Source organism: Paenibacillus sp. FSL M7-0134 (assembly GCF_038007865.1).
Classification (GTDB): domain Bacteria; phylum Bacillota; class Bacilli; order Paenibacillales; family Paenibacillaceae; genus Paenibacillus; species Paenibacillus polymyxa_B.
This window is the reverse complement of sequence record NZ_JBBOXV010000002.1, coordinates 1,057,795-1,069,523: the sequence shown is the minus strand read 5'-3', so window position 1 is coordinate 1,069,523 and position 11,729 is coordinate 1,057,795. Positions and strand designations below refer to the sequence as shown.

The window sequence follows — 11,729 nt, the reverse complement described above, 5'->3', positions numbered from 1 at the left end:
ATTTTTCTAAAGATACTACATTAGACCTTGAATGCTCCCATCTGCCTCCAGCGACATATGCTCAGCTGCTGGGGATTTGGGCAATCCTGGCATCGTCATAGTATTGCCTGTTTCCACGACCACAAAGCCTGCCCCTGCGGACAAAGAAACGCGGGACACGTGAATGGTAAAGCCCTCCGGTGCACCTAGCAGAGAAGGTTGATCTGAGAAAGAATACGGCGTTTTGGCCATGCATACAGGCAGTTGTCCAAAACCAAGCTGCTCCATACCGGCCAACGCCCGTTTGGCCGCAGGAGTGTAAGCTACCTCTGCCGCACCGTAAAGTTCCTTCGCAATGACACTAATTTTCGCTTGCAAATCAAGTGTATGCTCATACAATGGTGCAAAATGGGCTTTGTCCTCCTGGAGCAGGTTGAGCAGGCTTTGGGCTAGCTTTTCTCCCCCTTGGCTTCCCTGTGCCCACACCTGTGACAGCTCTGCGGGTACACCCAGCTTGCGGCATTCCGAGAATATTAGTTCCAGCTCGGCCTCGCTATCTGTTACAAAATGGTTGACCGCTACCAGTACTGGCACGCCAAACTTTTGCAAATTCCGTACATGCCGGTTCATGTTGGCTAATCCAAGTTGCAATTGCTCCAGATTTTCTGCGTCCAGCTCATTTTTAGCTACACCGCCGTTATATTTCAGCGCTTTGGCGGTTACGACCAACAAAGCCGCATCTGGCTGCAAACCGGATTGACGGCACTTGATGTCAAAAAACTTTTCTGCCCCCAGCTCAGCCCCGAATCCAGCCTCCGTAACGACCACCTCTCCCAGCTTCAGGGCCAGCTTCGTACCGATCAAACTACTGCATCCATGCGCAATATTCGCAAAAGGTCCGCCATGCACAATAACTGGAGTTCCCTCCAACGTTTGCACCAGATTGGGTTTCAATGCTTCCCGAAGCAGCACAGCCATACCTTCCACCGCATGTAGTTCCTCAGCTGTTACCGTTTCGCCATCTACGTTATAACCAATCACCATCCTACCCAATCGCACTTTAAGATCGTCCATATCTTCACTTAAACATAATACCGCCATCACTTCTGAAGCCGAGGTAATCAGAAAGCCACTTTCTCTCACCGCTCCATTACCTGACCCCAATCCGGTCACAATATTTCGTAAACTCCGGTCGTTCATATCGACAGCGCGTTTCCACACGATCCGCTCCGGTTTCAACCGCAAAGCATTTCCATGAAACAAATGGTTATCGATCATCGCTGCCAGCAAATTATGCGCAGCTGAAATCGCGTGAATATCACCTGTAAAATGCAGGTTAATGTCTTCTGCCGGAACAATCTGGGCTTGTCCTCCCCCGGTTGCTCCTCCTTTCATGCCGAAGCAAGGGCCAAGGGACGGCTCACGCAACGCAGCAACGGTTTTATGCCCCAGCGCATTCAGCGCCTGTGACAGCCCGATGGTTGTCAGCGTTTTTCCTTCTCCCGCCGGTGTGGGATTCATCGCCGTAACCAGCACCAGCTTTCCATTCGGGCGATCCTTTAAATGCTCCCACAGGGACGGATTCAGCTTCGCTTTATATTTTCCATACGTCTCCAAATGTTCTTCTTCAATTCCTGCTTCTTTGGCTATATCAATAATCCTCTTCATCTTTCGTTATGTACCCCCCGTTTTATAAGTCTGACCGATGGTGCCAAACCCTGTATCGTTTTATTTTACCAAAGTGTGCCGCTTATTGCGCTATGATTCATTTCATCGCAAGCGTTGCTATCATGTGAGTTATAAAAAAAGAGCATTCCCCGCCCGCATGGACTTTGGTGGATGCTCTTTTGATACGTCTCGTTTAACAAGCAGCTCTCAAATTAACCTGCAAAGTTAGCAGCGTAATTTTCAGCAATAAATCCCTTAGAAATCAGGATAGCTTGGGATTTCTTAGTAGCAGGACCATAGCCTTGGGACAGCAGATCATTAATATGTAAGCGGTTATAGATGAAGCAAAATACAAAGTTGGACGCCCCACTCGTAAGGATCGACACCAGAAAAATAATAACTGCCCACTTCCAATCCCCTCTAAACAACGCAGGGAAAAAACCGAAAAAGAGCGTAGTCCATGAAAAACCTACTTTGCGTTCCTTGATCATTCCAGTTTTATTTCTTAATTTAATTTTCATTTACCCCTTACCTCTCTTTATATAGTCTTTTAGAACTATATTAGATTATATAGGACAGAGGGAATAAATGGAACTTAATTTCGGTAAAATCATAAATTTCTCAAATACTCTCTAGTTTATAATGCTTTTCTAGCATTTCTTTAAAAACATCAACAGGGTACTTGTATTCAACAGTTTTGAAAACAATCCGGTTATTCCACTGGTTTTTTTCCAGCTCGCACCCATGCTCCATATCCAGTTCCTTCATGATAAAAATAATCTCATCCAAGGTTCCCATTACACTATGACTATTCGTCGTCGTAGCCAGCATCTGCTCGCCATCCTGTGTGTATGCCTTTACAATCTGCTCATCAAAGCCTTCACTGATCATTAATTCCTTCAAAGCTTGCACAAAAAGAACTGGCAGGTTGTTGTACTGCGATTTTTTGATCCCAAAAAGCGTGATGCTTAAGCGGGATATATCATGCATAAACACTATATTTTTTCTTCGATTAAGTAAAAACAAGCTGGCATGCCAACTATTCAAAGGCGGATAAATATCAACTTGAAGTGGTTCAGTCTCCCATTCCTTCAGCAGTTTTTGTGTTCCTCGTATAACAAACATCGTTGCTCTCCTTTATTGACGGTCCTGTACCGCAGCGTGATTCGACATACCTAGTCTCTTACATGAGGCATGTCCCGGATATTATAACACCGTATTCCAAACATCCGATTATAAACTCTTTCAGTATAATATAGGGGAATGATATATTACCAGACACATTAATTTTCCCTTTGGATATTTTTTATGGAAATCCCCTCCACTGCTCTATATAATTCAGGTACAGTTCGTCACGCGAGCTTAATCTAAAAATTAGGGGTGTTCCACACCTATGTCACAACATATTTTACTTATTGAAGACGATCTATCCATTGCCGAAATGCTACTCAAAGCACTCACTAAGGAAGGATACAGTCTAACCACTGCCTATGACGGGGAAGAGGGTCTTCTTGCCTTTGAACGTCATACCTATGATCTGGTACTGGTGGATTTGATGATGCCGAAGGTGGACGGTATGGAGGTGATCCGCCGAATCCGTACCCACAGCGCCGTACCTATTCTGATTATGTCAGCCAAGGACAGCGATGTGGATAAAGCGCTTGGACTGGGCTTTGGGGCAGACGATTATGTTGCCAAACCTTTTTCAATGCTGGAAATGACGGCTCGTATTCAGTCCGCGATCCGCAGATCTACTACATATGCCCGTCAGCAACAGCAGGAGGAACAGCCGCAAGCACAAGTTTTGACCTACGGCAGTCTGCGCATTGATTTTGATCATTTTACAGTCATACGCAATGAAAATGAAATTCAGCTAACAGCCAAAGAGTCCGATATTTTGAAGCTATTTGTAGCCAATCCGAACCGGGTATTTACAAAAGCACAATTATACGGATTTATTTGGAAAGACGATTATATGGGCGACGAGAACGTGATTAACGTCCATATTCGCCGCCTGCGTGAAAAAATCGAAGAAGATCCCTCTCATCCTGTCCACATTAAAACGCTATGGGGCATTGGCTACAAATGGGAGAATGGCTGATATGAACATCGAAAACATTTCTGAATGGATTGTCGGTCTCATCATGTCAGTCGTTATAGTATGGTTTTGGCGGGAGCGTATGGCCTATAAGCGCAAAATAAAGGATATCCGAACCCTACTAGAGCGGATTGTGACGGTGAACCATGCGGAAAAGCTGCTATATGTCACAGGTGACGTTGAACTGCAACGACTCATGACGGAAATTAACCGACTACTGGACTTGAATCTCAGGGTGTCTGCAGATTACAACCGTAGCCAAATCGCCATGCGCAAAATGATTTCGAACATTTCCCACGATCTCAAGACCCCGCTTACGGTTGTGCTTGGATATGCCGAGATGCTAGATGGCGATCCGACTATTTTGCCAGAAGAACGTATAAAGCTGCTATCCAAAATTCATCAAAAGACAAGCGAAGCGATTGAGCTGATCGGCAGCTTTTTTAGCTTGGCGAAGCTGGAGGCTAATGATACGGATATTCCGTTGACTCGACTGGAAGTGGGAGAACTGTGCAGACGCAGCATTTTGGAGTTTTATGACCTGCTGACCGCACAGGGATTTACTGTGCATATTGAGATCCCGGAGCACCCCATTCATGCCTTGGGGAACGAAGGAGCGATTGCGCGGGTGCTGAACAATCTGATCTCGAATGCCATTCGCTACGGGGCAGATGGACGGACGCTAGGTCTGGCTCTATCGGAACAGCAGGATACGGTGCGTATAGAGGTATGGGATCGTGGCAAAGGCATACAGGAATCTGAGCAAGATAAAGTTTTTGAACGCATGTACACACTGGAGGACTCCCGCAATAAGGCGGTACAAGGCAGCGGACTGGGCCTTACGATTACCAAACGTCTGGTTGAAACGATGAACGGAGAAATTCAATTGACTAGTAGACCTTATGAGCGGACGGTCTTCTCTTTTACATTGAAGAAAATCAACTATTAGTCGAACTAAACATGCTCAACTTAATAAATTTGTAAGAATCACGAAAGAAAAATGAACATTTCGCCCTTTATCCTTGAATTATCAGCAGTATACGAAGGGAGAACACCCATGACTTACGTAATACGTACACATCAGTTGACCAAGGCCCTGAAGGGCAACGAACTTGTAGCGGGAGTCAGTATGAATGTGCGCAAGGGAGAAACCTATGGCTTTCTCGGTCCTAACGGGGCAGGCAAGACGACGATAATGAAAATGATTACGAATCTGCTCAAGCCGACATCGGGTGAAATTGAATTATTCGGTGAAAAATTAACGCCGAAGTCGTATCATCTGCTCGGACGGATGGGTTCAATTATTGAATACCCGATTTTTTATGACAGGCTGACGGCACAGCAAAATCTCGAACTTCATTGTGAATATATGGGCTACTATAATAAGCAGGCTGTTCAGGATGCCCTGGAATTAGTGAATTTGCGAAATGCAGATGACAAGCCGGTAAAGGATTTTTCGCTAGGAATGAAACAACGTCTCGGGATTGCCCGCGCTATTGCGACTAAGCCAGAGCTACTCATTTTGGATGAACCCATTAATGGTCTGGACCCAGTGGGAATCAAGGAAATCCGCCAACTATTCCACATGCTATGCAAGGAATATGGGATGACCCTGCTCGTGTCCAGTCATATTTTAGCGGAAATAGAGCAGATTGCGGATACGGTGGGCGTGATTAATCACGGACGACTGATTGAGGAAGTATCGATGGAGCAGATGCGGGAAACCAATACGGAATACATCGAATTTACGACCAACGATTGTAAGAAGGCGGCCTACGTCCTCTCCCATCATTTGAGCCTGAATAATATAAAGGTGATAAATGAACAGAGTATACGTATTTACGATACAAATGTACCGCAGAAACAAATTACGAAGACGCTCATCTTAAATGATATAGAGGTGGATTCCATTCATCAGAAAAGCAGCACGCTGGAAGACTACTTTTTTCGCCTGTTAAACGGAGGTGATCTCCATGCTTAAATTGATGCAGTTGGAGCTGAAAAAATTCCATCTGACGGGTTATATCCGTTCAGCACTGATCGCCAATGCATGCATTCTTGGGCTGCTCTGTGTTATTGCGCTGGAAAGTCAAAGTGAAGGAATACCTGAATTCACACAGTACACTCAACTATTGGATCTAATAGACAATTTTGTAAGAGCTACATTTATTGTGTTTGCTTCCGTTCTCCTATGCCGCTTTATCGTCGGGGAATTTAAGTCCAAATCGATTACGATCTTGTTCATGTATCCGATTCATCGTCAAAAGCTGATGATCGCCAAACTCTTGGTCGTGTTACTGTTCACGTTCTTGTCCATTATTATTTCGGAAATAATCATTACGGCTGCTATTCATCTGCTCAACCAGTTTGTTTTGATTGTACCGGATAACCTTACTCTTTCCATACTGGGGCAACAATCAGCACGGACGTTAATCAATGCCGTTGCTGCCAGCTTTATGGGACTGGTTCCGCTGTATATGGGGATGCGAAGATACTCTGTACCCACCACCATTGTGACCTCAATCCTGATTGTAGCATTGCTTTTCTCCAATAATAACGGCGCTACCCTTAGCTCCATTGCCCCCGTGCAAATCGGCTTCTCTATACTGGGAATGCTTGTGGCTTATGCGGCGATTCGACGTATTGAGTATAAGGATATTACCTCGTAATATGTAATTTCGTAGAGCGCTTTCAAAAAACAGATGAAAATCATTGTTCGATATACACACATTTTTCACTGGACTTCATTCTAAAACAGGTATATCCTATAGGAGAAATTAAAAACGGAATAAGGATCTTCGGGGTAGGGTGAGATTCCCAACCGGCGGTATGGCTCATGGAGCTAAGCCCGCGACTCTGTATCTGGCAACAGGATACGGACTGATTTGGTGAGATGCCAAAGCCGACGGTAAAGTCCGGATGGAAGAAGATCGAAATATCAACATGCCGCGAAGTGGATGAATACTGCGTTATTGGTTTTGCAGTAACTTCATTTAACTTGCATAAAGCGGCAAGTTTATTTGATCAACCCCCGTCTTGCATGGCCTTTCGCCATGGACGGGGGTTTTTGTGCCACCGGTCCTGTATTCGCAAGGAGCTAATTGAGTATGAGTCAATCTTCTACTGTACTAACATCCAAAGGTTTTGATCGTAGCTCCCACATGAAAAGCGGTTTTTGGCTGGTCGCAATTGGAGCGGCCTTGTGGGGCGCAGACCCGCTGTTTCGTATTATTTTGTTAAAGTCATTTACTTCAACACAAATTGTACTAATGGAGCATGTGCTGCTTTTCCTCGCTCTGACACCGATGCTGTGGAAGCATCGTGAGGAACTCAAAGCGGTACGGCTTCGTCAAGTTTTCGCTATTTTGTTCGTCTCGTGGGGTGGCTCGGCTCTGGCCAGCGTAATTTTCACCATGGCACTCAGCAATGGTGATTTGAATGCTGTACTCTTACTCCAGAAGCTTCAACCCTTGGTCGCTATTATTCTAGCTCGTATTATTTTGAAGGAAATGTTGCCGCGTCATTTTGGATTATTAATTGTCGTCGCTCTGTTCGGGACGTATCTTCTGACCTTCGGTTGGTCGCTTCCCTTCGGACATGTTCGTGATTTTGTCCAGGTCGGTAGTCTACTTGCACTCGGTGCAGCAGTTCTGTGGGGCGGTTCGACAGTCATGGGAAGTTACTTACTTCGTTCAATGAAATATGAAACGGTAACCTCCCTCCGCTTCATGGTCGCGCTCCCTCTGCTGATTGTCCTCACCTCTGTAGAGCATGCTCCATGGAATATGCCTGCCGGTACATGGGCGGGCGCAGCTGTAATTATCAATCTGCTATTGCAGGCATTGCTTCCGGGTCTTCTTAGCTTATTGTTGTATTACAAAGGCTTAAGTACGACCAAAGCGTCTTATGCTACGATGGCAGAATTAAGCTTTCCCATGGTTGGTGTCGTGATTAACTGGATCGCATTTCAGCAAATTGTCACTGTAGCGCAATTGACTGGTTTTATGCTCATCTGGATTACGCTCTTTATGATTTCACGTCAGCAAAAAAATTAACAGTTCAATGTCCCTTTCATGACTCACCCAAGCCAAATCGTGAAGATGCTTTTGCATCTCTGATTTGGCTTTTTATGTATTCGTATTCATATAAATCATAGTTCTTTAGACCTATTTTCCGAAAAAAGTGTCTAAAACATGCAATTATTCCTCGTTTCTCAAAGATTACATCTATAAAATTCGTCGGTTTCTGTCGAATAAAACAATGTAGTGATCATCAGACACAGAGGAGCAATAACTATGACTAAAACAAAACAAACAGTTCCGTGGTGGAACAGGTTTCTCAAGCAGTTTTATTTAATGAGGACAAGATTAATAATATCTTTTTTGGCTGTGTTATTGATTCCGAGCGTACTTATCGGGTACTTCTCCTATCAGGGGGCTACGACACAACTCAGTCAGCAAATGGGCGGTTCCGTATACACGAATCTGTATCTGATCCGAAGCAATGTCAATCAGTATGTAGCGCCCATTATGAAAGACCTGGACGTGCTTACCACTGAAATCAAATCTGATTCCATTGGTACCAACCAAGAGGCCCTTCAGAAAAAGTTGGATGTCATCGTCAAGGCTCATCCCGAGCTAGATGCCGCGCTTCTCGGCAATGCGAAAGGGCAATACATACGTTCGCCGAAAAAACAGGAGGACGATTATGACCCCCGGGAGAGAAAATGGTACAAAAATGCAATGCTGGAAAAGGGCAAGGTATTCGTCGGTGTTCCAGTTGCCAGCGTCACGACAGGGAATTTAGTCGTTAATATATCGGGAACGCTGGAGGACGGTGAAGGAGCTGTTTCATTGGCTTTGAATCTGGACAAAATGGGTGAAAGTCTGCAGTCTGTTAAGATTGGTGAACGCGGAGGACTCATTATTGTTGATTCTGAACATAAAGTTGTATCTGGGACTGGAACAGCCTTTAACAAGGCAGGCAAAAAACCGGCTGACGCCATAGAGGGACTTCCCGAAGTGGCGACAACTGTCGAAAATGATACTCCTTCCATGTCGCAAATTCAATTTATGAATCGAGATATGCTGGCCTTTACACTTAAGGACCCTCTCACCGGTTGGAGCATTGTCGCATTGTCGCACTGTCGGATCTGGAGGATTACAGTGATGCAGCCCAACCGATTCTGAAGCAAAGCCTGATTGTGATTGTCATTTCCATACTTGCCGCTGCAATCATCATTGTGCTTATGGTCCGCTCGTTCTTAATTCCGCTGCGCAAGCTGCAAGCAGGGACACGCATCGTCCGTGACGGAAATCTGACCGAACGTGTTAATCTATCCAGCAAGGATGAGTTCGGCGAACTGGCACAGAATTTTGACCAGATGACGCATTCCTTGCATACGATGGTTTCCGAGGTCAATCAAACGTCCTCCCGACTTGCTTCCTCTTCTCTGATGATCAAGGAAAGCACAGAGCAAACGACGGAGTCCGTACAACACGTAGCGGAAACGGTTATGGAATCCGCGGAAAATGCAGCCACCAGCGCCGAGGCGTCCGAGCAAACCGCTAATGCCGTTGAAGAAATGGCGAAGGGTGTCAGCACCATTGCCGAATCGGCAAGCTCCATCGTGGATTCAGCAGGACAAACCGAGCATGATGTGGCTCAAGGCAGTCAAATGATCAGCCATGTGCGGACACAAATGGACCGTATTCTGGAAGCTGTAAGCCAAACAGCTAGCCTGATGGATGAGCTATCCCAGCTCTCGGACGATGCGAAGCAGATGAATACAGCTATTGCCGCTATTGCCAAGCAAACCAATTTGTTGTCTCTGAACGCGTCTATTGAAGCTTCCAGAGCAGGCGAAGCCGGACGTGGATTTGCCGTAGTCGCTATAGAGGTACGCAAGCTGTCTGAGCAATCCAAGGAAAACGCGGATTCCATCAGTCAGATCATTACTCAGATGCTCGATTTGATTCAACGCTCCACCGCTACCATGAACGGTAATGTTCGTAACCAGGTAGGTGAAGGATTACGTATTAGCCAAGATGCAGAAGGTGCATTTACGAATATTGAACGCTCTACATCTCATATCGTGGAACAAATTCAAAGTGTATCCGCTGCAGCTGAACAAATCTCAGCCAGTACAGAGGAAGTTTCCGCTACTGTCACCCATTTGGCAAGTCTGTCTCGCAATTCAGCGGACAGTTCGCAGACAACATCTGCTGCCGCTCAGGAGCAAATGGCGGCCATGGAGGAAATCGCATCTTCGTCTCAGGAGTTGTCCAACATGGCGCAGGATTTGCAACAGCTGGTTAAGCGATTTAAGATTTAACTTACACATTGCAGCGTTGCAATTTCATGCAAGTAAGAATGAACAGCAATACATCTTATGACTAACAAAAGCCTTCGTCCGTATACAAATTACGGGCGAAGGCTTTTTACATTAGAGTTCTTAGGATGCTCTCTCTTGTCTACTTATATGGTCATCTGACCGATTAACTGACGGCGTCTATCTCCTTCGGGGTCGTGCTCTACCTTAATATCCTGATGGAAAATAGCTGTAGTCCGCTCTTCCCTGTCGTACATTGGCCAAGCCCCCTCCGACAGCACAGGCTTCCCATCACGTGCAAAAGCAACCCATGCCTGCTGCATAGCTTGAGCCAGCTTCTGCATCGACGGTTGAATCTCTAATCCAAGCTTACCTAGCAGCTCCAGATTATCGAAAACAAACGCAATTTCGGCACCGTGAACCGCTTGTCCAAAGGTAGGATGCCCCGGCAATGTCCAATCAAAACGATACATCCATACAGGCGTATGCGCCGACTGCGCAACAGCAAGAGCCAACGCAGGACGCCAAAAAAATAGATCAGTCAACATTTGCGCCTGTCCCTCAATCGTAACCGGAAATGGTTCTATCAGGTCGCCGATGTCTGACATGCCCGTCATCATCTCCAATGCCTGACTCGCTGTTGACTTGTTCATTAGATGGGATTCTTTTCGGATGAAATAGGCCCCCTCATGCAAGTTCGTTCCAATCAAAACGGATACCTGCTTTGCTGAACCTTGCGCGATTGCAGACAGCGGTACATCTGGCAAGGTCACACCGTCCACGACAGGTTGATAGATCATCGCCATCCCTGGTCCGATGACTTCATGCGTCTTCGCCATAGCTAGCATCAGCGCATCTGTCGGCAGCGTAAACAACCGTTCTGGATGCTGAGTGTCCACACCCAGCTGCTGCAGATACACAGCCGTCACTTGTTCAGCCTGTGAAGTTGACAATACCTGCGACGCACCACTCTGCAAAATCGCACGCTGGAACAGTCCCTCAGCTGCTGGCATCGCCAATAAAGCGGCAATACTCATCGCCCCTGCCGATTCACCGAACACCGTTACTTCATCCGGGTTACCGCCAAAGGCAGAGATGTGATCCCTAACCCATTCCAGCGCAGCGATCTGATCCAGCAGTCCCGCATTAGAGGTCAGGCCATCTCCCTTTGGAGTCAGATGCAAAAATCCTAACGGCCCCAATCGATAATTGATCGTAACAACCACAACATCGCCACTCTTCGCCATGCGTTCCCCGTCATATAAAGGTATAATCCCGGACCCCGTGACAAAGGCACCGCCATGAATCCACACCATCACCGGGCGTCCCTTCTCAGGTGCCTTCGAAGCAGGTGTCCAAACGTTCAGGTATAAGCAATCCTCTGACTGCTTAGGCGGTTCCACCAGATTTCCAGTCATGCTTTCAGCGGATGGCATAGGTTGCGGACAGATTGGCCCAAAACTCGTCGCAGCCCGTACACCCTCCCAAGACTCCAAAGGCTGGGGCGCGTGAAAACGTAGTTTTCCAACAGGAGGCTGTGCATATGGGATACCTTTCCATACATGATATCCATTCCCCGTTTCCCCACGTAATTGACCTAAACGAGTATGTACTGTAATACTCTCCATCATGAAGCCTCCTTTATTTCGTATC

Annotated in this window: 9 protein-coding genes, 1 pseudogene and 1 riboswitch; of the genes and pseudogenes, 6 read left to right on the top strand and 4 right to left on the bottom strand. The window is 46.3% G+C overall.

Annotated features, from left to right (window positions below; genetic code table 11):
* Positions 1-15: 15 nt before the first annotated feature.
* The 3 genes from NSQ58_RS20360 to NSQ58_RS20350 all read right to left on the bottom strand — a co-directional run bounded on the left by NSQ58_RS20360 (position 16) and on the right by NSQ58_RS20350 (position 2,772).
* Positions 16-1,647, bottom strand: a complete 1,632-nt coding sequence (locus tag NSQ58_RS20360; protein ID WP_341058112.1) for a formate--tetrahydrofolate ligase — start codon at positions 1,645-1,647, stop codon at positions 16-18.
* A gap of 212 nt (positions 1,648-1,859) precedes the next feature.
* A complete protein-coding gene (locus tag NSQ58_RS20355; RefSeq protein WP_013309242.1) occupies positions 1,860-2,168 on the bottom strand; it encodes a hypothetical protein in 309 nt (102 codons plus the stop codon).
* Positions 2,169-2,268: 100 nt separating this feature from the next.
* A complete protein-coding gene (locus NSQ58_RS20350; RefSeq protein ID WP_341058111.1) occupies positions 2,269-2,772 on the bottom strand; it encodes a DUF6933 domain-containing protein in 504 nt (167 codons plus the stop codon).
* 268 nt (positions 2,773-3,040) lie between these two features.
* On the opposite strand from NSQ58_RS20350, the gene NSQ58_RS20345 reads away from it, so the two are divergent.
* From NSQ58_RS20345 to NSQ58_RS26810, 6 genes and pseudogenes are all read left to right on the top strand, one after another.
* The gene (locus tag NSQ58_RS20345) at positions 3,041-3,748 is read left to right on the top strand and encodes a response regulator transcription factor (RefSeq protein WP_023987588.1); all 708 of its coding nucleotides are present in this window, start codon (positions 3,041-3,043) and stop codon (positions 3,746-3,748) included.
* 1 nt (position 3,749) lies between these two features.
* Entirely contained in the window at positions 3,750-4,694 is a 945-nt protein-coding gene (locus NSQ58_RS20340; protein ID WP_341058109.1) for a sensor histidine kinase, read from the top strand.
* A 108-nt stretch (positions 4,695-4,802) separates the two neighbouring features.
* Positions 4,803-5,726 carry an ABC transporter ATP-binding protein gene (locus NSQ58_RS20335; protein ID WP_075153913.1) on the top strand — a complete coding sequence of 308 codons (924 nt, stop codon included), beginning with the start codon at positions 4,803-4,805 and terminating at the stop codon, positions 5,724-5,726.
* Complete coding sequence (locus NSQ58_RS20330) at positions 5,719-6,414, top strand: ABC transporter permease (RefSeq protein WP_069080825.1); 696 nt, start codon at positions 5,719-5,721, stop codon at positions 6,412-6,414. The genes NSQ58_RS20335 and NSQ58_RS20330 overlap by 8 nt, the downstream gene beginning before the upstream one ends.
* Positions 6,415-6,535: 121 nt before the next feature.
* A riboswitch (FMN riboswitch) is annotated at positions 6,536-6,680 on the top strand.
* A gap of 172 nt (positions 6,681-6,852) precedes the next feature.
* Positions 6,853-7,800, top strand: a complete 948-nt coding sequence (locus tag NSQ58_RS20325) for a DMT family transporter (RefSeq protein WP_023987584.1) — start codon at positions 6,853-6,855, stop codon at positions 7,798-7,800.
* 240 nt (positions 7,801-8,040) lie between these two features.
* Positions 8,041-10,079: pseudogene (locus NSQ58_RS26810) on the top strand (methyl-accepting chemotaxis protein).
* A gap of 143 nt (positions 10,080-10,222) precedes the next feature.
* On the opposite strand, the gene NSQ58_RS20310 reads toward NSQ58_RS26810, so the two are convergent.
* Positions 10,223-11,704, bottom strand: coding sequence for a carboxylesterase/lipase family protein (locus tag NSQ58_RS20310; RefSeq protein WP_071559021.1), 1,482 nt, complete (start codon positions 11,702-11,704; stop codon positions 10,223-10,225).
* Positions 11,705-11,729 lie beyond the last annotated feature (25 nt).

Bases quoted from the DNA above. Each gene is read 5' to 3' on its own strand.
- NSQ58_RS20360 (WP_341058112.1), bottom strand. From the start codon at position 1,647: ATGAAGAGGATTATTGATATAGCCAAAGAAGCAGGAATTGAAGAAGAA.
- NSQ58_RS20355 (WP_013309242.1), bottom strand. From the start codon at position 2,168: ATGAAAATTAAATTAAGAAATAAAACTGGAATGATCAAGGAACGCAAA.
- NSQ58_RS20350 (WP_341058111.1), bottom strand. From the start codon at position 2,772: ATGTTTGTTATACGAGGAACACAAAAACTGCTGAAGGAATGGGAGACT.
- NSQ58_RS20345 (WP_023987588.1), top strand. From the start codon at position 3,041: ATGTCACAACATATTTTACTTATTGAAGACGATCTATCCATTGCCGAA.
- NSQ58_RS20340 (WP_341058109.1), top strand. From the start codon at position 3,750: ATGAACATCGAAAACATTTCTGAATGGATTGTCGGTCTCATCATGTCA.
- NSQ58_RS20335 (WP_075153913.1), top strand. From the start codon at position 4,803: ATGACTTACGTAATACGTACACATCAGTTGACCAAGGCCCTGAAGGGC.
- NSQ58_RS20330 (WP_069080825.1), top strand. From the start codon at position 5,719: ATGCTTAAATTGATGCAGTTGGAGCTGAAAAAATTCCATCTGACGGGT.
- NSQ58_RS20325 (WP_023987584.1), top strand. From the start codon at position 6,853: ATGAGTCAATCTTCTACTGTACTAACATCCAAAGGTTTTGATCGTAGC.
- NSQ58_RS20310 (WP_071559021.1), bottom strand. From the start codon at position 11,704: ATGGAGAGTATTACAGTACATACTCGTTTAGGTCAATTACGTGGGGAA.